Here is a 24,161-nt window from a genome sequence, read left to right on the forward strand (position 1 = left end):
TGCACGTAGATTCCATGATTCTCCCCTCATTAGAACAAAAGACCGGCAAGGGCGTCAACTCGAGCCGCATTCGATTCCCGTCCGGACGGCCGGCGCTTCGCGTCAGTTTGAGAAAGCGCTTGTCAACCAACACTAGTCTATGTAGAATCGATAAAGTTGCGCCGTCATACAAGATCATAATGACTAATGGAGGATTCGTAGCCTAATGAAACAACAAGAAATCGGCATTCTCGACAGACCGCCGCTCGCGCAGAGCCTCATGCTCAGCCTACAGCATTTGTTCGCCATGTTCGGCTCGACCGTACTCGTTCCTAACCTGCTCGGCGTGGACCCTGCCATCTGCCTGCTGATGAACGGAATCGGCACGCTGCTCTACATCTTCATCGTCAAAGGTAAAATTCCCGCCTATCTCGGCTCAAGCTTCGCCTTCATCGCGCCGGCAGGCGCGGTCATCGGCAACCATGCCTCGCATGCCGACGGCTATGCGGCGGCGCTCGGCGGCTTCATCGCGTCAGGCATCGTGTTCGCCGTCATCGCCCTCATCATTCAGGCGGCAGGCACCGGCTGGATCCATGTGCTGTTCCCGCCCGCGGCCATGGGCGCAATCGTTGCCGTCATCGGGCTCGAGCTTATTCCGGTCGCGGCCGGCATGGCAGGCTGGATCAAAGCCCCAAGCGCGGCGGCCGACGCCGTATGGTCGCCCGATGCGACCACGATAACCATCTCGATCGTTACGCTGCTGATCACGGTGCTCGGCTCCGTCCTGTTCCGCGGCTTCATGCGCATCATTCCGATTCTCGTCGGCATCGTCTGCGGCTACTTGCTCGCGTATGCGCTGGACGCCACCTCCTTCAAAGGCGTCGCGGAGAGCGGCTGGCTCCGGTCCCCGGACTTCACGATGCCGTCCTTCGAATGGGCGGCGATCTTGACGATCGTGCCCGCCTCGCTCGTCGTAGTGGCCGAGCATATCGGCCATCTTATCGTGACGGGCAATATCGTGCATAAGGACTTGTCCAAGGATCCCGGCTTGCATCGTTCGATGCTCGGCAACGGCGTATCCACGATCCTGTCGGGCTTCCTCGGCTCGACGCCGAACACGACCTACGGAGAGAACATTGGCGTACTTGCGATTACGCGCGTATATTCGACGTTCGTCATCGGCGGGGCGGCGGTCTTCGCCATCCTGCTCTCGTTCCTCGGCAAATTCTCCGCGCTCATCTCGGGCATCCCCGATCCGGTCATGGGCGGCGTCTCGCTGCTGCTGTTCGGCGTCATCGCCGCTTCGGGGCTGCGCATGCTCGTGGAATCCAAGATCGATTACAGCAAGCCGACGAACCTGTATCTGACCACGATCGTCCTCGTGACCGGGCTGAGCGGCGCCAAGATCACGATCGGCGACTTCACGCTGTCGGGCATGGCGCTCGCGACGATCACGGCGATCGTGCTCAGCCTGCTCTTCAAGCTGTTCGAAGTCACCCGTTGGTCTAATGACGCGGATGCATCGGAGCATTAAGCATGATGCCTCGCAAACTCGCAAGGTTGGAATGAATAGGATTATCGCGCACCTGCGCAGTCGAATCATGAACGGCAAATGGCGTCACGGGATCTGGCCCCGTGACGCTATTTTCGTTCCCTGGATCGACCTCACAACCGATTTAGTATCCGCCCGCCCCGCCCCCGGAACCGCCGCCATCCTGGGAGCGCGCCATGAAGGCCGCGCGCTTGGCGACCGTGGCGTCGGCGGCCGCTTGGGCTTGGCGAGGATCGCCACCGAAGACGCTATCGACGATCCATCGCTGACCGAAGCCGGCATGCGTCACTTCGTCCGCCCAGTCGAAGTCCTGGAACGTCGTCATGAGCGGGTCTTGAACGATGTCCCGGCAAAACTCCCACTCTTCCCGCTTGCCCGGCGGATACTTCATGCCCGCCTTCTCGATGGCGATCGTGAGGTGCGTGTACGCCTCCTCCCCTTCGAACAGCTGGCTCGTCATGTCGTACCAGCCGGTCCAATTCTCGAAGCCGTACACGTCGTAGCCCTTCGCGCGAAGCGCTGCTTCCCCGAACCAGCAGTGCCGCACCTCGTCCCAGATGTGGCGCGCGGTATCGCGATAGAAACCCCACGGCTTATCCTCGGCCGCGAAGTGCACGTAAGCGATCGCTTCCGCCGGCGACATCTCGAAATAGCGATGCAGCATCATCTGGAGGAGCCGCCCTTGCGCGTCGTCCTCGAACGCCATGCCCCGCATCTTGACGACCGAGGTCGCGAAGCGGCCGTCGCGCGTGCTCTTATCCGGCAGCGCGAACGGTTCGGCCGGCACGGCCAGCGACGCGTCGGCCGGCTTGCGCTCGCCGCTGCCGTCCGGGCCTCCGGCTGCAGCCAGCAGCGCAAGCAGCCAGCTTCTCCACCGGGCGGCCAGCTCGCGTTCGGCCTCGTCCGCCAGCCCGGAGATATGGGCGATCGCCTCGCGGCCCCATGCCAGCTGCGCTTCCCGATCCATCAGCTGATGACCCAGCAGGCGCCTCGTCGGTTCGTCGACGAGCGGCTGCGCCTTGTTCAAGTATATGCCGATCGCCTCCAGCTGCGCCGGCTTGACGACCTCGAAGAGAGCGACGAGCAGGCAGAGCGTCGTCGGCGATCGCAGCGACTGCTCCGTCAGTTCCGCGAGATCGTTGTCCGGACATTTGTCGAAAGCGGACGGACTCGTCCGGAGCTGCTTGCCGCGGCTCCGAAGCTGATCGTAATGGTCGGCGTCCTGCCAGGTCAGACGGCCCAGCGCGCCTTTGATTTCGTACTCGGGCCGGGCCGTCATATGGCCGGCTTCGATGCGCATCAGCTGCCGGTCCAGCCAGGCGATCCGCCGCAGCCGCTTGGCCGATTCCTCCACCGACATGCCGACGACGTCCCAGCGTTCGATTTCCATGAAAGGACGCAGCATGGTCATTCCTCCTTCTTGCGGAGCACGGAACTCAAAAGCTGCCGTCCCATGCCCTCCACTTATGATCCTTCGTCATGAACGACGAGGTGTCGAACTGATACGCGGACATTTACGGCGTACGGAACAGCGATGCGCCGTCCAGTTCGAGCCCGCATCCGTTCACGAAGCCATAACGTCCTGCTTCTCCGCCGCCCCTGCAAACGAAGGCGAAGTCGGCATCCGTCGTTACCGCGCCGTATGCCAGCCGGCTGGCATCCCAGCCGTACTTCGGAATCGCGGCCGTCGCGAGCAGCCCGGCATCCAGGTCGAGCTTGTAGCACAGCTCGATCTCCCTCGACCCGGACGCGAATCGCAGTCCGAGTCTGCCGTTGTCCTGCGGCTGCCCGACGATCGAGACGCGCCCGAGCGGAAGCGGACTGCCGCCGCCGGCAGGGACCGGCGTCAGCACGGTAACGAAGACGTTCATCGTCCCGGCCTCCACGGCGCGGGTGTCCGTCTCGTACACCATGTCGCTGTCGGCATAGCACCGCCGGATCTTTTCCCGTCCGATCGTCCGGCCGCTCTCGGGGAATTCGATCAGCAAGGCCAGTTCCTTGCGATTCTCGATTGGCCGCGGATCGTCCGGCTGCTGATAGATCTGCCGCACTTGACCGACGAAGTGCCGATCTCCCGCCTCCAGCACCGACGACGGATGCCATAAATTCGCGGTCGTCAGCAGCCCCTCGGACTGCGAAACGGTCCAATCGACGAGGATATAGACGCCTTCCTGCTTCAAATACGTCACGCAGCGATCCCAGACGACGGCCCGCAGCGGATCGATCATCCGCGTCCGGCTGTAGTCCAGCTCGGCGAAGGTGTGAAAATGCAGCTTCTCGGTCTTCGCTTGTTTATACGAGCCGTCGTCATGAATGAAGTCGTACAACGGTCCTTCCGGCGCGCCGTACCGGAATACAAGCCGGTTATGGTAGATATCGGCGCGGTACCTGCCGTTCGGCGCCCCGTCGCGGTAGCCGCCGTCATGCAGCAGCACGTTCTGCTCCTGCACGAGATAACAGACCGCATTCTCGTCGGCATGGCCATGATGGGCCTTCTCCGCGGGAGCCAATATCGTCCGGCGCAAATATTCCCGCGGCACCGCCGCGTAGCCGCCTTCGTCGCGGTAATTGAGCAGCAGGTAAGAAGCATCTTCGTCCCAGCCGCTGCGGAACGCGATTTTCTTGCCGACGAGGTCATCGAGCAGCAGCTCGCTCTTGCCGTCCGGGCGCTTGGGCGCCACCGTCTCGTCGCACCAGTCGTAGGCATTGGCGAAGTAGGCGGCCAGGTAGATGGACGGAGGCCCCTGCTGCAGCGCCATCGCATATTCGTATATCCGGCCCGCCGCGTATTTCATATGCCCGCAGCCGTATCGTGCTGCGCCTTTCTCCAAACAAGCCAGCCACAGATACCAGAACGAATTGAAATTCGCGTCGCCGAAATCGGGAATTTGCCCGTTCGGCGCGATCAGACGCGCGATAAAATCGAAATAATACTTCGTCTGCGGCTTGGCGAAATATTCATCCTCCCGTTCGGTCAACTGCGCGTACATGATCGTCGAACCGAGCCACAGCGGCAAGTAAAGCTCGGCATCCTCGATCGACCAGCCGCCGAACGATTCTTCGGCCAAATAATCGCGCAGCTTCGCCCATTCGCGCGTCTCGCCCGTGTCGCCGAGCGCCTTCACGGCCATCGACAGGTTGAAGACGCGGAGCATGGAGCGGTTATGCGCGCCCCATTCCGGATAATGCAGCACCGCCTGCATGGCGCTTCGGATCGAGCCTTCGATCTGCCGTTTTTCTTCCGCCGAGAGCAGCGCCGAATCTTTCATAGCCAGATAGCCCTGCAGGTAATGCGTCCCCTGGAACATCGGCTCGAAGGAGGTAATGCCCCGTTCGTATTCCGGATGGCGCCGGCGAATCGAATCCGGCACGATTTCCTTGAATGCTTCGATATCGAGCAGCGCCCGTTTCGCCCACCGGCCGTACTCCTCCTCGCCCGTGATGCGGTACAGGAAAGCCTCCGTCTGCGCCTGCAGTCCGAGATTGCCCGGCGGGCTGTACATGCCGAGGAACTTGTCGGGCTTGTAAGATTCGCGCCAGCCCTCGATGGCGGCCTCGTATTGCTTGCGACCTTCGATCACGGCCGCCTTGACGTAGTCGAGATAGATCTGCTTGTTCATCGGATCCTCCAGCTTCGCCCGCCCCTACGGGACGGATCGTATTTTCTATCTGCCGATGCCGTCGGCGTCGAACGCCTTCGGCAGGCCGGCGATCGCCTTCAGCCAACCGTTATAGCGCTCCAGGGAGAATCCCGGACTGCCGAGCAAATAATGATTTCCGTACGATACGCCGCCGCATTCCCACTCTATCAACAGCATCCGCTGCGCGCTGCGCGGCGCGCGAATGGCGCCGAGTTCCGCCAGTCCGTTCGCTTCCACGTCGTAGACGCCCGAGAGCAGCGTCTCCCCGGAGTCCGCATCCCACACCCGGAATTTGCCCCGGGCCGGCCGGAGCGAATCGTTGCCCGCCTTGACTTTCACCGCCCAATTCTCGGGTTCGTCGACCATGATGCAGACGGGCTGCTGCACGCGTCGGATATAGTGATAGGCCAGCTTGCGAACGCCGTAATAGTCGACGACCGCGTCGGAGAATTGCGGCCAGCCGTCGAGCAGATTCCACCAGAGGACGCCGGTTCGCTCCCATTTGCGCAGGCGCACCCGTTCGATAAAATATTTCTTCGCCTCGGCCTGCGAAATTTGCGAAGCGAGAATGAACGGCAGCGGCTCGTCAGGATACTCCCCGAACAGCTCGTTGATCTGGTCCGCCATCAGCTGCACGCGGAACCGGTACATGGATTCCGGCGTGCTTACCGGATCGGTGGCATGGGCGATCCACTGCGGATTGTCCTTCCACGGCCAGACGAACGGCGCATCCAGAAACCGCTCCATCGACGACAGCCCCGGGCAGCCGTGATAGCCCATTTCCCCGGCGAACGGCGCTTTCGCTTCCGTGTAGAAGACGCTTTTGAAATAATCCCGCACGCCCCACAGATGCCGCTCCGGCAGCGCATCCGCCGATTTCATCGCGTACGCCTCCGGCGAAATGTACGGGGAACTCGGCACGTACGGCCGATACGGATCGCACTGGAAGACAACCTCCTTCAGCACCTTGCGGGTCAGCACGTTCCGGTTGGGATCCAGCCCGCGCAGCGCGTACATCTCGTCGCATTCGTTATCGCCGCACCAGACCGCCAGGGACGGATGGCGCCGCAGCTTGCGCACGACGGAGGTCGCCTCCCGGCGGATCGTATCCTGAAACTCCTGATCCTGCGGATACATCGCGCAGGCCATGGCGAAATCCTGCCACACCAGGATGCCCTCGCGGTCGCAGAGATCGAAGAACGCATGATCCTCGTAGACGCCGCCGCCCCAGCTGCGCAGCATGTTGCAGTTCAGATCGGCGGCAAGCGCGATGGCCCGGTCGTAATTGCCCGCGCCCCGGCTGTGGAACTGATCGGTCGGCACCCAATTCGTTCCCTTGATCAAGATCGGCACGCCGTTCGCCTTGAACAGAAATTGCCCGGGCCGCTCCAGCGTCGCCACATCGGTTCGAACAAGCTCCAGCGTGCGTATGCCGACCTGCTGGCGGTGCACGGCGAGCACCTTCCCGTCATGAAGAAGCTCTGCGGTCATATCGTACAGATGAGGCTCTCCGTAGCCCCGCGGCCACCACAGCTTCGGATCGTCGACGACGAATTCCGCCCAGCCGGCCGCAAACCGCACGGGAAGCGTATGCGCGAATATCGAATTGCCGCACGCCCCGCGAAACCGCAGCTGAAGACCCCCGCCGCCGGAGGCAGCGGACGGCAGCAGCAGCGACGGACGGATTCGCAGATTGTAGAACAGCCTTAGCTCCGCCTGACGTTCCCCAGCCGAGACGGTAACGGGATAGATGTCCACGAACTCGTTCGGGTCGGAGACGACGATCTCCACCGAACGCCACAAGCCTGCGGTCACTGCCCGGCCGAAGATATCCCAGCCGAAGCTGTGCGCCGCTTTGCGCACCCTTAGCTGCTCGTAATTGACCGGCAGCGCGAAGCTGGACGGATCTACCGTCTGCGAGAGCGCCTCGGCGACCGCCGGCTTAAGCCGCACGGTCAGCACATGCTCGCGCCCCGGCTCCAGCATGCCGGTAATGTCGAAGCGGTGCTCGATGAACTGGTTCTCGGAACGGCCCAGCTCGTTGCCGTCCAGCCAGTAGGTGGCGAAGCAGTCCACGCCGTGGAACAACAGCTCCGTCTTGGCCCCTGCCGCCGCCTCTTCGTCGCCGGTAAAGCGGCGTTGATACCACCATTCATGCGTTTCGTACCGGCGCAGCAGTCCGATATTGCCGCCGATGCGCGGATCGGGCAGTTCGCCCGCGGCCTGCAGGTCCAGCTCCACGTTGCCGGGAACAGAGCAGGCGATCGGCTGCAGTCCCGAGACCGCCAGTTCGTTGGGATGCTGGATGCGCCTCTCCTCTTGCGGATAATAGAACAATGACCATTCGCCGTTTAATCCGATCGTTCTCAAACCGAGCAGCTCCCTTCGCCGCGGTATATCGCCGCAGCCATCAACTAACGATTCAGGATATAGATTCAAGGCCGGGTGCGCGTGTCCTTCTATTCCACGACGAATCGATAGACGCCTGAGCCGATGGATAGCAGCAGCGCGGCATCCGTCTCCTCCGCGGCCGTTACGCCCGGAGCCTTCGCCGCGTCGACGCCCGATTCGATAACCCTCTGACCTTCGCCGCGCGGGATGCGCACCGAGGCGGTCGAGCCTGCGGGCACGCCGATCTCCAGCTCCAGTCTGCCATCCGTCAAACGCCAGCTGCACCGGATCGGTCCCGCGATCGAATCGTAGCGGCATTCGACGCGGTCCAGGCCCCCGCCGATGCGGGGTCGAATGCGAATATGCCGAAAGCCGGGCCGTTCCTCGTCGAGATCGATCCCGCCGACGTAACGGTACAGCCATTCGCCGACGGCTCCGAGCGCGTAATGGTTGAACGAATTCATGCCGGGCCGCTGAAAGCCCCGCTCCTCGGTCCAACCATCCCAGCGCTCCCAGATCGTGGTCGCTCCCTGAAGCACCGAGTAGAACCAGGACGGATACTCCTGCTGGTTGAGCAGCCGGTAGGCGGCATCCTCGCGGCCGGCTTCCGCGAGCTCGGCCAAGAGATGCTTGGTGCCGTGAATGCCGGTCGTCATATGCCAGCCGTTCTCTTCCAGCAGCTCGAGAATCCGCCGTACCGCGTATTCCCGTCTGCGCTCCGGCAGCAGCTTCATCGCCAGCGCGAGGGCGTAAGCCGATTGCGTATCGCCTTTGATCCGGCCGATTTCGTCCACGAACGCCGCTTTGAACGCCGCTTTGATCTCCCCGAACAAGTCCGCGTACCGTTCGGCATCCTCCGTCCTGCCGATAACCGCCGCCATCCGCGACAGCAGGTCGGCCGAATGCGCGTAATACGCCGTGCCGAACACGTCGTACGGCGTCGTCGAGAACTTCGCCGTGTTGGGCAGGCCGCTCCTCCCGTGCGCCTCGGCGAGCGACAGCCAATCGCCGAACTGCGGCAGGTCCTCCCGCAGGTGGCCCGGATGCCGCTCGCTCAGGAAGGCGATCCAACGCGCCATCGCGTCATAATGCCGCTCGATGACCGTCGTGTCCCCATAGACTTGGTACATCATCCAAGGGACGAGAATGCCCGCGTCGCCCCAGCCCGCGGATGCGGTGTGGTCGTACGTCATGTCTCCGCCGTGCTCCGTCTTGCCGCCCGCGATGAACGGCGCGAAGTCCGTGAAAGCGCCAGTCGGGCGCTGGGCGTCGGTCAAGTCGGTCAGCCATTTCGTGAAGAAGGGAGCCGCATCCATGCAATAACAGGCCGTACGGAAAAACACCTGGGCGTCGCCGCTCCATCCCAGCCGCTCGTCCCGCTGCGGGCAATCCGTCGGCACGCTGACGAAATTGCCGCGCTGCGTCCATTCGATGTTCCGCAGCAGCCGGTTGAGCAGCGGGTTCGAGGTTGTCATGAAGCCCGCGGCCGTGAGCGCGGTGGAATAGACGACGCCGATCGCGTCCGAAGCATCGAAATCGTCGCCGCAGCCGGAGATTTCCGCATATCGGAAACCATGCAGCGTAAAATGCGGCTCGAATTGCTCCCGTTCCCCGCCCCCCAGAATAAACGTGTCGGTTTGCCGCGTCAGCCGCAAGTTGTCCGTGTACAGCTCGCCGTTCGCGTCCAGCATCTCGCCGTGCCGCACCGTCACGATGCTGCCCGCGGGTCCCGCGAGGCGGAGCCGAAGACGGCCGACCATGTTCTGTCCCATGTCGACGATATAGCGCCCGGCTTCCCTGCGCGTCGCCGCGGCGGGCGCAAGCGTCATGACCGAGCGGATCGGCGGCATGACCGCGCCGTTCAGACTGCCCTTGTAATCGTAGAATCGCTGCGCCGGCTGCCACTCGCCATCGTCGAAGCCGGCCTCGGTCCATCCTTCCTGCTCCAGCCGGGCGTCGTAGGTTTCTCCCATATGGAAATCGGTCGCGAGCAGCGCCCCGAACGACGCCTTCCAGTCCGTTCCGGATACGACGGATTGCAGGGAGCCGTCCTCGTACTCGATATTGAGCTGCAGCAAGGCGCGCGGATCCTGCCCGTAGCGCTGATAGCCGAACATGCCGATGTAACCCGAATACCATCCGTGTCCGAGAAGCAGCGCGAGCGCGTTATCGCCGTCCCCCAGCGAATCGGTCACGTCGAATGCCTGATACTGCAAACGGATGCCGTAATCCGTCCATTCGGGGAGCAGCGTGCCGTCCGCGATGCGCTTTCCGTTCGCGTACAGCTCGTAAGCGCCGAGCACGGCGCAGTAAACGACGGCCCTCCGAATCCGTCCGGAGGTCCGAAAGGTTCCGCGCAAGCAGACAGCCGGCTTCGGCTGTTCGCGCGTCGGCTTATGGCTGCTCTTCAGCCCGATCCACCGGCCCTTCCAATCGCCGCGCGACAGCATTCCCATGCTCCAGCTCGCCGGCTCGCTCCACTGCGATTCGCAGTCGTCTTGATCCCATGCCTTCGCCTTCCAGACGTAACGGCGCCCCGATTGCAGCCGCGGACCGCCATAAGCGGCGCAGCCGGGACGATCCGAGCGTACCTTGCCGGAATCCCAGACGTCCGCGCTGCCTTCCTCCAGCAGCGCCGGCTCGCTTGCGACCAGCACGCGGAAGGCCGATTGGGCCGCGCCCCGCGCATCCGAATCCAGCAGCCAGCCCAGTCTCGGCCGCAACGCGTCGATTCCGGACGGATCATGCATGTATTCCGTTCTTAAGCCCACCACACGCAGCGTCATCTTGTAATCCTCCTTCACCTAATACCGGCGTTAGGCTTGGCGCATCAGGGATCTCCCGTTTCGCAAGCCTGTGCCTCGATTATCGCGCGGCCAACTCGGGTTCGGGCTCCAGCCTTGGCCACGGCTCGGGTTCTCCGCATTCAAGGAAAGGCCGCTGATCGCGTCAGCGGCCTTATCCCTTGCTGCCGGCCGGGTTGCGGCTCGGTTACGGCGTGTACGCGATCTTTGTGTACGCGTCGGTCAGCTCTTGGTCGTATTTCTCTCCGCCGAGCTTCTTCCAGCCCGCGATCATCGTGTTGTATTCCTTCTCGGGATCGTCGGCGACGATGACTTTCGTAATCGATTCGTTCAGGAATTTCTTGATCGTCTCCTGATTCTTCTGCGCGAACGGACGCGGATCGGTCAGAATGACGGAAGCCGGCGTAAAGTTCGCGAAGACGGAATCGTATTTCGTCGTCACGGCGACGTAATAATCGACGTCGAACAGCTTGGCGTTCTCCCCGGCGATTTTCAGCTGCTCCGGCGTGCTCATCGGCTGGCCTTGCTGAATGATCTCGAGGTCGCCGGGACCTGCATACCAGTCGACTTCCTTCGCGTTCTTCGCGGGATCGATGACCTCGTGCGTACCGTCGGCGTTAACCTTGTAGTGCACGCCCTCGATACCGGATTGCAGCGTCATGATCGTGGCCGGGTCGGCCATCCAGTTCAAATATTTGACGGCGGCGATCGCCTGTTCTTCCTTGCTTGCCTTCGGAACCATGATGGACATGCCGTAATCCGGGGCGCCGCCGGCATATTGCTTGCCGTCCGCCGTCTTGAGCGGATCGATCGGCATCCATCTCGCGTCCGGAACCGCTTTGCGCGTGGAATCGGTCAGCCCCCAGCCGGAATCGTTGTTTTCCACGAATCCGGTGACGCCTTGGGCGACGTATTGGTTGAACTGCTGGTTGTTGACGTCGGTGCCGAATTCCTTCGGAATGAGGCCTTCCTTGTACAGCTTGTTCAGGAACTTGAACATCTCGAGCGCGTTCGGCGTGGCGACGTTGGAGACGAATTTGCCGTCCTTCCAAATGCCGCCGAACATGTCGGTGCCGTTGTTCATCAGCTGCGGGTTGACGCCGAAGGCGCCGGACAGCGCGTACATGAACGCCTTGCCGATTGCCGGGAACGCGAACGGTACGACATTATCCTTGCCGACGCCGCCCGGATCCTTCTCCTTGAACGCCTTCAGCACGTTATACAGCTCGTCGACCGTCGTCGGCGCCTGCATGCCGAGCTTGTCGAGCCAGTCCTGCCGGATCTTCATCGCCGGTCCGACATGCGGGTTGGCCCGAAGCGCCGGAATGGCGTAACGTTTGCCCAAGTACATGCCCGATTCGTCCAAGGCTTTCTGGTTGTTCTTCTGAATCTGCGGGCCGTACTCAGCGAGCAGATCGTCCAGCTGCCAGATGCCGCCCTGCTCGGCGTACTTGAACAGCGTATTGACGTCGTAGGTGAAAATAATGTCCGGCGCCTGGCCCGATGCCAGCCATACGTTCAGCTTGTCTTCCGCTTCCGCGCGGGGGACGGCCACGTATTCGAGATCGATGCCGAGCGGCTTCACCTGCTCCTGCGCCCATTTGATCAGCGGCGCTTCCGTCAGCTTCATGCCTTCCGGCGCATTGCCCCGGTCGTAGATCATGACGCGCAGCTTCGTCATTTTGGCCGGCGTTTCGGTCTTCGGCTCGTTCGCCGCCTTCGTTCCTTCGTCGTCGGCCGGTGCCGCATCGCCGCTGCCCGTGCCGTCGTTCGTGCCGGCTGCCGCGCCGTTAGCGCCTCCGTTGCCGTTGCCGTTATTGGAATTCGAACAGCCTGCCAGCAGCATGGTGAACGCAAAGATGAGCGCAAGGATGAACGTAACCCCCGGTTTGAGTTTGACCACCGTATTTCCTCCTCTTAATGATTTACAGGAATGGTTGCCGTCGGTCCGGCATACGCCGCGCCTTGTACTGCTTCCTTCCCCGGCGGCCGGGCCTTTATATCTAGGAGAGCCGCGAAATCCGCTCCCGTTCCTGTCGCGCGTTAGCGGACCGTCAGCCTTTGACGGACCCTAGGAAAGAACCTTTGACGAAATACTTTTGCAGAAACGGGTATACGATGAGGATCGGCACGGTGGCGAACACGGCGGTTGCCGCCTTGAGCGACTCCTCGATGACCTGAAGCTTGCCCTGCTGCTGCATGACCTCCAGCGACGTGTCCATCTGCGAGAGGAGCAGGATGTTCCGCAGCCGCACCTGAAGCGTATACAGATCGGGATTGTCGATCATGATGACCGCCCCCATGTAGCTGTTCCAATGGCCGACGGCGTAGAACAGTCCGATCGTCGCCATGACCGCGCCGGAGAGCGGAAGCACGATGCGCAGCAGGTAGCGGATATTGCCGCAGCCGTCCATGATGGCCGCCTCGCGAAGCTCCTCGGGCATGTTTTGGAAGAACGACTTCATGATGATGACGTTGAACGCGCTGACGGCGCCGGGAATCATGATGGACCACAGCGTATTGAGCAGTCCCAGCTCCTTGTTCAGCAGATAGCTCGGAATGAGCCCGCCGCCGAACATCATGGTGAAGATCATATAGTTCATGAAATATTTGCGGCCGGCCAAATCCCTCCTCGAGAGAGGGTACGCCGTTAGAATCGTCATCACCATATTGATCGCGGTGCCGACGACCGTGACGTAGATCGTAACGAGCATGGCCCGGATGACGTTATCGTCCCAGAACACCGACTTCATCGCGTCGAACTGAATGCCGACGGGCCACAGGAAGACCTTGCCGGATTGAATCGCATGGCTGCTGCTGAACGCGTTCGCGATCGTGTTGACGAACGGGAAGATGCAGATGAAGGCAATCAGGCTGATGATCGCGTAATTGAAGATGTTGAAGCTTACGTCCCACATGGAATACCGCCGTCTGACGGGCTGCATGGGCCGGTTCGCCGTTTCCGCTTGCTGCGCCATGGAAGCGTTCCCCTTTCTCACCGAAGAATGAACTGCCGGATGCCGTTACCAGATTCCTTCGCGGCCCATTTTGTTGGCGGCGTAGTTGGCGCCGAGGATGAGCCCGAGATTGATCAGCGACTGGATCATGCCGATCGCGGTCGTCAGCCCGAATCCGCCCTGCCGGATGCCGAGATCGTAAATGTAGGTGCTGAGCACGTCCGCCACGTCCATGACGAGCGGATTCATCAGCGCGTACGGCTGTTCGAATCCGATCGATACCATATGCCCGAGGTTCAGAATCAATAAAATGACGATCGTGGGCATGATGCCGGGAATGGTGATATGCATGATCTTCTTCCAGCGTCCCGCGCCGTCCATCGAAGCCGCCTCGTACAAATGGGGATCGAGCGTCGTCATCGCCGCCAAATAAATGATCGTCCCCCAGCCGACGCCGGCCCAGATGCCCGACCCGATAAAGACGGTCACCCACCAGGAATTCTCGCCCATGAAGTAGACCGGCTGCAGGCCGATCCATTGCAGTGCCTGGTTGATGATGCCGTACTTCGGCGACAGCAGCGCGTAGATCATGCCGCCCATGAGAACCCACGACATGAAGTGCGGCAAATAGAGCAGGGATTGCGTGATCCGCTTGAAATACTTGCTGCGCACTTCGTTCAGCAGGATGGCCAGAATGATCGGCGCGGGAAAGCCGAATACGAGCCCGAGCACGTTGAGCATCAGCGTATTGCGAATGATTTTGTGCAGGTCCGGCAGATGGATCATTTCCTTGAAGTAGGCGAAATGATTCCACGGGCTCTTGAGGACGCCCTCGAACATGTTGTAGTCCTTGAAGGCGATCAGAAGTCCGAACATCGGAATGTAGCAGAAGATAAAGAAGTAGACGAGTCCCGGTGCAAGGCAGAGATACAAATCGAGGTTTTTGCGGATTCGTTTCCACAGCGCGCTCCTGCTTTTGGCCGCGCCTGCGTCGATGTCCGCCTTGTAGGGAAGAGCGGGACTTTTATTGGTTTGCGCTTCCACTTGGCTCCCCTCTTTCCGTTTGGAATAGTCTAAGTTTACCTAGGAATGAAAGCGTTTTACATATATGGATTTTTACTTTTTATTAGGTTTCTTGACGTCGGCCGAATGAATTGTATCCAGCGGGTCTGTTACGCCCGCTTCATCCCGGCAAGCGCCGCGTCGATATCCTCGATCAAGGAGTCGGCATGCTCGAGTCCGATGGAGACGCGCAGCAGGCCCTGCGGAATGCCGGTCCGCCGCGAGGCCTCCTCGTCCAGCCAGAGGCCCGGCGAGTTGACGAGGCTCTCGAAGCCGCCCCAGCTCGGCCCTTCCTGAAAGAGGCGGAGCGACTTCATGAAGCTTGCGATCGCCTCGCGGCTTCCCTTCGGAACGAAGCCGATCAGGCCGGAATAACCGCTCATTTGGCTGCGTCCCAGCTCGTACTGCGGGTGGCTCGGCAGCCCGGGGTAGAGTACCCGGTCCACAAGCGGATGCGCCTCCAGAAAAGCCGCTATGCGCAGGGCGCTCTCTTGATGCTGGCGCATCCGCACGGGCAGCGTGCGCAGGCCGCGAATGAGCAGCCACGCTTGATGGGGGTCCATCGACGCGCCGAACATGCCCCGCTCGCGGTGGGTGACCGGCTCCATGCGCGCCTTGGTGCCGACCATGACGCCGGCGATAATATCGCTGTGGCCGCCCATGTACTTGGACGCCGAGTGCACGACGATGTCGATGCCGCAGCCGATCGGATTCTGGTAGAGCGGCGTCGCCCACGAGTTGTCGGCGATCGTCGTGATTCCCCTCGACTTGGCGAGCGCCGCTATGGCACGCAAATCTTGCAGCGTAAATACATTCGACAAAGGCGTCTCGAGGTAGATCGCCTTCGTGTTCGGACGCAGCGCCCGCTCGAACTCCGCCAGGCTTTCGCCCGACACGAACGTCGTCTCCACGCCGAACTTCGCCATGTAGCTCTCCAGGAACGCCTTGGTCGGCGGATAGACGTTAGACGGGCAGACGATGTGGCAGTCCTTCTCCATGACGCTCATGAGCGCGGCCGTAATCGCCGCCATCCCGGACGAGAAGCAGCGCGCATCCTCGGCTTCCTCGAGCGCGGCGATCTTCCGCTCGGCGATTTCGATCGTCGGATTGGATGCCCGGGTATAGCTGTAGCCGTGATCCTGCGTCTTGCGGGTAAACAGCGAGTTTTGAAAAATCGGCGGCACGATCGCGCCCAGATAGCGGTCGTAATCGTCGCCCAAATGCATGCAAATCTCTTCTTTGCTCCTGCTTCCGTGCACGTCCATGACCATTCCTCCACGTTCTACGGCCGCCGTAAGGCCGGCGGCTCGCCTAATATGCAATGGCCCCGGAACAGGAGAGGCGCCTGTTCAAAGGCGGCTTCTCTCCTGCCGGGGCGATTGGCCTGCTGCTGATCGTTCGGGGACGGTTGTCCCCCAGCTTTTCTTTCGGGGTGGTTGTCCCGCCGCTATTCGTTCGTTTCTTCCCAGCTGTACTCGGCCTTGAACGCCGCCGAGCCGGCGACCCGGCGCGCCATCACGCCCCAGCGGACGAGATCGAGCCGGTGCTCATAGCCTTTGAAAATATACACGCTCGTGCCGGGGCAGCCCTGCATGCGGAGCGTCACCCGCTTGTCGTCCAGCTCCCACCGGACCTCCCAATCCGCGTCGGTCCCGCAGACGGCCGTCTCCAGCATCAACTGGTAGCCGTCTTCGCTGCCCGGCCGCTCGCACGGCGCGAACGGAAGATTCGAGCTCAGCTCGCCGGCGCAATGGAAGAACCAGTCGATCGTATGCGCTTCCGACTCGTCCGTCCCTGCGGCCGGCATTACCTCGAACAGATCTTCCAGCCGGTTCGGATGAAGCCGCATGCTGCGAACGAAGCCGTAGCCCGGATAAACCTCGTCCGCGGCGACGCTGCAGGCGCTGCCGCCTTCGTCGAACGCGAGCATGCGGCCGGTCGGCCGGTTCGGCTGCGTCTGCCGGTCGATCATGACGGAATTGTGGGCGATCGTCTTGCGCTGCCATTCGCGGAACAGGTCGGAGCCGTATCCGCTGTTGGAAATGTCGCGCGACATGACCTCGTCCTTGAAGAACAGCTCGAAGTTCATGATGTCCGCATGAGAATGGCCGCGCAGCACGAAGCCGTATTTAAGGAACAGCTCCGACCGGCCGCTTCGCAGCATCGCGAAATAGATCGAAGGATCATGGCGCGAATCCCGCTCGGGCAATCCGCTGCCGGACGGCAAATGGTCGAACCGCTCGTTCTCCCAATCGCGGCCGAACAGCAGCCGCGCCGAGCCGCCGATGTTGGCGCCCGGCAGCGCTTCGTCGTGCTTGTCGTAGCAGAACGACAGCGCGTAGCGGAAAGCGGGCTCGTCGTGCACGTTCCGGATCCATTCATACGCCTGCGCGTAGTTGCCGAACTTGAGCAGCGGCCAGCCGTCGTTCGGATTCGGGAACTCGCCGTTCGCGAACGCGTAGTGAACCGGGTAGCGATACATTCGCAGCAGTCCGTCTTCCATCTCCGGAAAATCGTAACCGTAGATTTTGCAGAAGGCGAGATAGTAGGTCATCCCTTCCGCGCAGTAGAAATGATAGTGCATGGAAGCTTCGTACCAGAAGCCTTCCGGCAGCAAGCCGTCGGCCAGCTTCTTCTTGATGCCGTACTCGCCCTCGGCGGCGCGCTCGCACCAGATCCGCTCGCCGAAGAACAATCCGGTCATGCCGGCGGCCGCTTTCATCCAGCAGACGATATTCGGCGTGACGCCGACCTTCTCGATCAGAAACTCCGCTTCCGGAATGAAGAACCGGTGCTTGTAATGCTCCAGCTCTGACGAGGTGAATTCTTCCTTCACCAGCTCCATCCCGTTCAGCAGCCAGATGACGGCGACGCCGTCGGTCAGATCGCAGCCGGTGAAGCGCCCCTCTTGACGCGGAGGCGTCCGCACCTCGAAACGGCCGTAGTTGTCGCACAGGAAAGCGAGCGCCCGGCGAATGTACGCCATATACTTCCGGTCTCCATAGAGCTTGTGGAGCACGGCTGCATTGAACACCTGGCTGCAGGTCGACATTCTGTACATGTACGACCAGGCATCGTCCGCTTCTTGGGCGATTCGCAGCTCGCCGCAGCCGCTGCAGCGGTGTTCGCCGGGCTTGTTCGAATCGAAGATCAGCGCCGCGTAACAGCGGTCGCAGAAATAATGATGGCCCCAGCCGGCGACGCGCGACGCGTCGTCCGCGTAATTGGCGATCCACCGGTCCGTGTCCGGCCTGAAGGCGTCGACGATCGCCTTCGCCCAGCCGAAGCGCCCGATCTTGTCGCGCACCGCCTGCCAATTTTCCACCATCCGCATCGTGCCGTTCATCCCGTTCACTCTCCCCGTTTTATGCTCGTTCGGACCGCAAAAATACCCGGTTATCGGCGTACTGCGGCAGCGACAAACCCAGACCGGCTGGCGCTTGCCGACTTACGCTCAAGCTTGCGGCACGACGCCGGCCGTTTCGGGATGCTTCATGCTCTCCACCAGCATGAGCAGCGTCATCGCCTGGCCGTACGGCATCGGGCAGACCGAGATGCCGCGATAATAATCGAGCTCGTCGCCCACGCAGGTGCCGTAGGACACGCCCTGCACGAGTCCGTCCTCGTCGACCCGCGCCATGACGGCCCGCATCGCCTTCCGTCCCGTTTCCAGATAACGTTCGGACAAATACCCTTTGCGTACCGCTTTCATAATGCCGTAGGCAAAGCCTGCCGTCGCCGAGCTTTCCGGATAGGAATCCGGCTGATCCAGCAGCGTTCTCCACATGCCTTCTTCCGTCTGCAGCGGCACGAGCGCCTGCGTCTGGCGTTCCAGCGAGGTGAGCAGGAACTGCGCCACGCCGGGCTGCACCGGCACGATATCGAGATAATCGACGAGCCCCGCGGCATACCAGGCGTTGCCTCTGCCCCACAGCGCTTCCCCGAAGTGATGGTTGCCGAGGAACGTCCAGCCGTGGAAGAACAGACCCGTGCGTACGTCGGTCAAATATTTCAGGTGAACGAGAAATTGGCGCACGCTTTCCTGCACGTAATCGTCCCTGCCGAGCAGCACGCCCATCCGGCCCAGGAACAGCACGGTCATGTACAGCGTGTCGTCCCACAGCTGCCCCTCGTTATCGGCGGTGACGGTGATGTGGGAGATGCCGCCTTCCGTCGTGCGGGGCATTTCCGTGAAGGCGTATTGCGCCCACTCCCGGCAGACGTCCAGGTAATCCTCGCGGCCGAGCTCTTCGCCGAGGTAGCTCATCGTCAGCAGCGGGCACATCGTATTGACGTTCTTGCCCGGGAGCCCTTTGGCCAGATGCCGGTCGAACCAGGCGACGAGCTCGTCTTGAATATCCTTGCGGCCCGTCTCCTTGTAGTAGAGATACTGCGCGAACAACCCTACGCCCTGCGACCAGTCCCAGACGTCCATCGAGACGATGCTGTCCTTGACGTTTTCCTTGAACGCCGGCTTCAGCTTCTTCATGCCCTGCAGCACGAGCTCGATCGAACGGCTTGCCTCTTCCTTCGAAAGCATGCGATCCATACTGTCAGCTCCTTCGTTCCGAAGAAGCTTGCTCCGCCGGCAGGCGGCGAAGGCGCTTCTTCTTGGTCGCTTTTATTTTCACAGGTACGGAGGCCGCTTTCCATTGTGGAATCTTGCGGTTATATTAGATTTTTTGTTCTTGGAGGAGCGGTATTGCCGACGAGCGCGCGCAGCGGCTTCCCCACCGATATTCAATCCGCGGCCCGCTTCCGTCAGTCTTCTATCCCTTCCTCCGCAACGACGGGCAGCCGGACGCGCACGGTCGTTCCTTCCCCGACGGCGCTCCCGATCGCGAGGCCGTACCCGTCCCCGTACAGGATTCGGATCCGCTTGTGCACGCTGATAATGCCGACATTGGTATGCTTGTTCTCCCCGTCGACGGTGCCGTAACGCTCGGGGCTGAGCAGCCGGTCGACCTTCGCCGCTTCCATGCCGACGCCGTTGTCCGATACCTCCAGCAGCAAATCCCCGCCTTCCTCGCGGCAAACGATGCGGATGAGCGCCTTGCCGGGCTTCTCCTCGATGCCGTGCACGATCGCGTTCTCCACGAGCGGCTGAAGGATGAACTTGGGCACGCGGCAGCCCGTCAACCGTTCGTCAACCGCGTAATTCAACTCGATCCGATCGCCGTAGATGATTTTGTGGATCGACAAATAGCTTCGGATAAAATCGAGCTCCTCCTCCAGCGGAAGCGTGTCGCCTTTCTTGCCGATGCTCTCGCGCAGCAGCTTGCCCAGCAGATAGATCAGCTCGCCGATCTCCTCTTCGCCCTTGATCTTGGCCATGCTGTGGATGGCTTCCAGCGTATTGTACAGAAAATGCGGGTTCATCTGCGCCTGCAGCGCCTTGTATTCGAACTGAAGCGTGCGGTACTCCGCCTTCTGCTTCAGCATTTTCTCGCGATAGACGGAATTGAACAGATCGTTGATCTTCTCCGCCATGGAATTGAACTTGGCCGTCAGCAGGCCGACCTCGTCACGGCTCATCGGCTTGATGGCGCTGTGCTGGAAGTCGAGCGAGAAGAGGGTCATGCTCTGCAGCAATCGGCGGATGCTCCGTGTAATGTTCTTGGAGATGAGCGCCGCCATCAGGAAAGCGAACAGAAGCGATACGAGAATGGTGCTGATCGTCCAATATTTGATGCTCTCCGTGCCGCGGGTCAGCTGGCCGACGTCAATGATCTGCACGACTTTCCATTTGTCGTAGTCGGTGGAGAGGACGCTCGAGATGTACCGCCTGCCGCCGAATTTAAAATCTTCTTTTCCCGTATCCGACAAATAGAGCTTCTCATTCAAGTAATAGGCGCCGGCGCCGCCCTGCACTTCCCCCGGCACGAAGAGCCGATTGTCCCCGTTCAGGATCAGGACGTCGCCGTCCATCAGGTTATGCACGCCCGTCACGATGGAGCCGATGTAGTCGCTTTCCAGCCCGATCGCGATAATGCCGACGTATTTGCTCGTCTCGATGTCGTAGAGCGCCCTTGCCATGTACAGCGTGTCGTTCGCGCCGCGGAACCAGAGCGCCCTGCCCCGCATGTCCTGGATTTGCTTCAGATCGAGCCGCTCCATCAGCTCCTGGTTGTAGTTCACGACCGCCTTGCGCTGAATCGAGTACCGCTTCGAGCTGCCGTCGATAATGAACACCGACAAGAAATAGTCCTCGTTGAAGAGCAGCTCGTTCAGGAAATCGTTAATGTACGTATCGCGGAAATAGACGTCGTTCTCCTTGACCGGCATCTCCTTCAGCTTCTCGCCGAGACTGGAACTGCGGAATTGCTGGAACGCCATCTGTTCGACGTCGGTGGTCCGCTTGTCCAGGTTGATGCCGATCTGGCTGATCAAATATTGCGAGAATTCGGCGGAATTCCGCTTGATCGCCCCGACCGACACCCAATAGTTGATGCCGCTGATCATGAGGACGGTTACGAGAATAATGACGGTGAACGACAGCAGGAACTTCGTTCTCAGTTTGGCATCCACGAAGAAACGTCTTACCTTGCGCATGGCATCACCGCGTCCTCCCCTTGCTGGCCGTTCATTCGTCGAGATGGTGCAGGCTCTCCACGAGCATCAGCAACGTCATCGACTGCCCGTAAGGCATCGGGCATTGCGGAATGCGGTTGTAAAATTGGCGGCTGTGCCCCATTCGGGTGCCGTAGGAGACGCCTTGAACCATGCCGTTGGCGTCGATTTTCCGAATGACCGCCTGCAGCGCGGCAATGCCGGCGCCCAGAAACGTCTCGCTGATGTAGCCTTTGCGCACCGCCTTCAGGATGCCGTAGGCAAAGCCAGCCGTCGCGGACGTCTCTTCGTAGGCCTCGGGATCGTCCAGCACCGTTCGCCACATGCCGCTATCCGCCTGCAGTTCGCCGAGCTTGCGCACCTGCTGCTCGAGCGACGCGACCAGAAACATCTCGAAGCCGAGCGGCAGCTCGACGATGCCGAGATAATCGACGAGTCCGGCCGTATACCAGGCATTGCCGCGCCCCCACAGCGCCCGGGCGTAATTGTCCCTTCGGATGAACGACCAGCCGTGGAAGAACAGACCGGTCCGCGTGTCGGTCAAATATTTGAGATGAATGAGAAATTGCCGGATGCTCTCCTGCACGTAATGTTCTTTCTTCAGCAGGACGCCCATGCGGCCCATGAACAGCACCGTCATATAGAGCGTGTCGCCGCGCAGCTCGCCCTCGTTCATGCTCTCCGTCGTGACATGCGTGATGCCGAATTCCGGCGTGCGCGGCATATCGTCGACCGCATAGCTCGCCCACTCCTCGCAGACGGACAAATATTCCGGACGGCGCGTCTCCTCGTACAAGTAACTGAGCGTCAGCATCGGGCACATCGTATTGACGTTCTTCGGCGGGAGTCCTTCGCGCAGCCGGTCGTCGAACCAATCGGTCAGATAAGCGAGGATGCCGCGGTCGCCCGTTTCCTTGTAGTACTGATAGAGCGAGAACAAGCCGACGCCCTGCGACCAGTCCCACTTGTCCATCGAAATGATGCTGACGGGCGTATCTTCCTCGATCAGCACTTCCAGACGTTGCATGCCGGAAACCACCTGATCGATCAACGCTTCGACTCGTTCCCGCTGCAGCTGCAAGGTCGCCATGTTTTGTCCTCCTAAAAGTTTTGCGCAGCAAAACTCGCTTCGTAAGCATAAGCTTCATTTTGCGCAGCAAAATTCACTTCGTAAGCATAAGCTTAGTTTTGCACAGCAAAACTGGCTTCGTAAGCACGCGTTGCACACGCGATCATCATTTACAGCCTCGCTGAGTTTTCACTATAACGCATTCGCGCAAAGAGAACTATGCGTGGATTTTATGGTTTTATTAGCTTTCTTTACTTCGGTTTTTGAACTCTTTCGGCGAAATGCCTTCTGTTTTTTTAAATACTTGGTAGAAATAGGCATATTCCTTGTAGCCGACCATTTCGCCGACCTCGTTCACTTTAAGCCTCGGATCGCGCAGCAGCCGCTTGGCCGCTTCGATTCTCGCCTTCGCGACCAGATCGACGAAGTTGATGCCGGTCTCCGCGCGCAGAAGCCGGCTCAGGTAGCTCGGGCTGAGGCCGAAATGCTCGGCCACGGCGGTCAAACTTATATTTTCGGCGAAGCGGCCGTTGATGTAATCGACCGATTCTTTCACGACGAGACTGTACTCTTTGTCGTCGCCTGACAGCTTGGTTTTCACGGTCTTGATGAACGCGGCCAAATAATCGGAAGCCTCCCGCATGTCCCGCAGCCGATAGATGTCCTCCAGCACTTCGTTGATGCTTCGGTCGAAGCCGAATTCGTCGCCGGTCGCGCGATAATAATAGCGGGCCGCGGCGAGGCAGACATCCGAGATCAGCCCCTTCGCCACGCGAATATTCCCTTCGCTGTAGGCCCGGATATGCGCGATAATCTGCTCCAGGTGGCCGATCATCTCGTCGCTCGACACCTGCTCCAGCATCCGGTTGAACTGTTCGAGGTCGCGGATAATGGAAAATTTCCCTCCCTCCCCTGACGGCTCCACCATCTCGGGAAACAGGACTTGTCCCTCCGTATGAAAAAAGCTCGTGTCCATCAGGGCAGATGCTCCTTCGTACGCCTGCCTAAGGTCCTGCAGCTGCCGATAAACCGGGCTGACGGCGATGCAGATCGTCAAGCCATGCCGTTGGCGGACCAGCTCGATGAAGTCGTGGCAGAAGCTCTGCAGCTTCATCTTCAGCTCGCGCGGCGTAAGAGGCTTGGGAAACAGGCACGCAAGCACGAGGTCGTCGTGGCGGTACGAGTCGATGATCTCGAATTCCCTGCGTGCCGCCGCTAGCTGGGCCATCTCCGTCATGGCTCCGTGCAGCATCGGGCTGATGCTCAAGCTGTCGGCGCCTTGAACGGCGGCGAGCGGCCGCTTCGAGCGGACGATCAGAACGGTACAGCGATTCCAGGCCAACCCGAGGCTTGCGGTCGTCTCGGCCAGCTTATCATCGTGCGGAACGCTCCCGCCGATCAGCTCCGAGACGAATTGGCTGCGCAGCGACGGCAGCGAATTCTGATGGCGCTCCTCCAGCTGATTGAACGCCTCGTCGCGTTCCGCCCGCTGCGACAGCTCCTGCCTGGCGCTATCCAGCTCGTGTACCGCCAGTCCGATGATCCGCTGCAGCTCGTCGTTGCGGACTGGCTTGACGATAATATCGTAGACGCCGAGCTTCACGGCGCGTTTGGCATATTCAAAATCCTGGTAGCCGGTAATGAGGATCGTCTTCGACTGCGGAAACGCCAGGTGCATGTATTCGGCCAAATCGAGCCCGCTCATGCCGGGCATTTTAATATCCGTGATCAAAATATCGGGCTGCTTGTCATGAATGATCCGCTTTCCTTCAATGCCGTCCTCCGCTTGTCCGACGACGGTGCAGCCGAGACTGTTCCAGTCGACGGTCTGGACGATGGAACGGAGAATGAGCGGCTTATCGTCGATGACGACTACAGACTTCTTCACGCTGGCCAACCTCCCCAAAGTCGGTCACGGCAGCCGGCTGCCGTGAGCCGGCAACGAACGCCGAGAAATGCATTTACCAATGATAGCGCTTGCAAGAAATGCTGGACACTATGCGCAAAGATGATACCCCGAAAGCGTGCCACTGTAAACTTCAAAATCCCGACACCGGCCGGTTGCGGGCAAGGGGCTGCCTGCCTCCCCATAAGAAAGGCCGCCCCTGTCCTAGTCGGACATGAGCGGCTCTTCGT

At 60.7% G+C, this 24,161-nt stretch carries 14 protein-coding genes; 1 reads left to right on the forward strand and 13 read right to left on the reverse strand.

Going from position 1 to position 24,161, the window contains the following annotated elements; genetic code table 11:
- Positions 1-205 precede the first annotated feature (205 nt).
- Positions 206-1,513: a uracil permease gene (gene uraA, locus GT003_RS13135; protein ID WP_161698377.1), complete on the forward strand. Its 1,308-nt coding sequence runs from the start codon at positions 206-208 to the stop codon at positions 1,511-1,513.
- Between the two features lie 142 nt (positions 1,514-1,655).
- Here uraA and GT003_RS13140 read toward each other — a convergent pair whose 3' ends face one another.
- From GT003_RS13140 to GT003_RS13200, 13 genes are all read right to left on the reverse strand, one after another.
- The gene (locus GT003_RS13140) at positions 1,656-2,936 is read right to left on the reverse strand and encodes a hypothetical protein (protein WP_161698379.1); all 1,281 of its coding nucleotides are present in this window, start codon (positions 2,934-2,936) and stop codon (positions 1,656-1,658) included.
- A 109-nt stretch (positions 2,937-3,045) separates the two neighbouring features.
- Positions 3,046-5,151 (reverse strand): hypothetical protein, encoded by a 2,106-nt coding sequence (locus tag GT003_RS13145; RefSeq protein ID WP_161698381.1) that lies wholly within the window; start codon positions 5,149-5,151, stop codon positions 3,046-3,048.
- A 45-nt stretch (positions 5,152-5,196) separates the two neighbouring features.
- Positions 5,197-7,542 (reverse strand): glycoside hydrolase family 2 protein, encoded by a 2,346-nt coding sequence (locus GT003_RS13150; RefSeq protein WP_161698383.1) that lies wholly within the window; start codon positions 7,540-7,542, stop codon positions 5,197-5,199.
- Positions 7,543-7,631: 89 nt separating this feature from the next.
- Complete coding sequence (locus tag GT003_RS13155; protein ID WP_161698385.1) at positions 7,632-10,349, reverse strand: family 78 glycoside hydrolase catalytic domain; 2,718 nt, start codon at positions 10,347-10,349, stop codon at positions 7,632-7,634.
- A gap of 205 nt (positions 10,350-10,554) precedes the next feature.
- Positions 10,555-12,270, reverse strand: a complete 1,716-nt coding sequence (locus GT003_RS13160) for an extracellular solute-binding protein (protein WP_161698387.1) — start codon at positions 12,268-12,270, stop codon at positions 10,555-10,557.
- Between the two features lie 151 nt (positions 12,271-12,421).
- Complete coding sequence (locus GT003_RS13165; protein ID WP_204798896.1) at positions 12,422-13,345, reverse strand: carbohydrate ABC transporter permease; 924 nt, start codon at positions 13,343-13,345, stop codon at positions 12,422-12,424.
- A 45-nt stretch (positions 13,346-13,390) separates the two neighbouring features.
- Positions 13,391-14,368, reverse strand: coding sequence for an ABC transporter permease (locus GT003_RS13170; protein ID WP_338045909.1), 978 nt, complete (start codon positions 14,366-14,368; stop codon positions 13,391-13,393).
- Positions 14,369-14,496: 128 nt separating this feature from the next.
- Positions 14,497-15,651 carry a trans-sulfuration enzyme family protein gene (locus GT003_RS13175; protein WP_161698389.1) on the reverse strand — a complete coding sequence of 385 codons (1,155 nt, stop codon included), beginning with the start codon at positions 15,649-15,651 and terminating at the stop codon, positions 14,497-14,499.
- 182 nt (positions 15,652-15,833) lie between these two features.
- Complete coding sequence (locus tag GT003_RS13180; RefSeq protein ID WP_161698391.1) at positions 15,834-17,732, reverse strand: heparinase II/III domain-containing protein; 1,899 nt, start codon at positions 17,730-17,732, stop codon at positions 15,834-15,836.
- Between the two features lie 108 nt (positions 17,733-17,840).
- The gene (bglB, locus tag GT003_RS13185; RefSeq protein WP_161698393.1) at positions 17,841-18,935 is read right to left on the reverse strand and encodes a beta-galactosidase BglB; all 1,095 of its coding nucleotides are present in this window, start codon (positions 18,933-18,935) and stop codon (positions 17,841-17,843) included.
- Positions 18,936-19,147: 212 nt separating this feature from the next.
- Positions 19,148-20,938 carry a sensor histidine kinase gene (locus GT003_RS13190; RefSeq protein WP_161698395.1) on the reverse strand — a complete coding sequence of 597 codons (1,791 nt, stop codon included), beginning with the start codon at positions 20,936-20,938 and terminating at the stop codon, positions 19,148-19,150.
- Positions 20,939-20,969: 31 nt separating this feature from the next.
- Entirely contained in the window at positions 20,970-22,046 is a 1,077-nt protein-coding gene (gene bglB, locus GT003_RS13195) for a beta-galactosidase BglB (RefSeq protein ID WP_239565784.1), read from the reverse strand.
- A gap of 220 nt (positions 22,047-22,266) precedes the next feature.
- A complete protein-coding gene (locus GT003_RS13200) occupies positions 22,267-23,913 on the reverse strand; it encodes a response regulator (RefSeq protein ID WP_161698397.1) in 1,647 nt (548 codons plus the stop codon).
- Positions 23,914-24,161: the final 248 nt, after the last annotated feature.

Origin of the sequence: Paenibacillus sacheonensis, assembly GCF_009909195.1 — a bacterium.
In the GTDB taxonomy this organism is placed as follows: domain Bacteria; phylum Bacillota; class Bacilli; order Paenibacillales; family Paenibacillaceae; genus Paenibacillus_Z; species Paenibacillus_Z sacheonensis.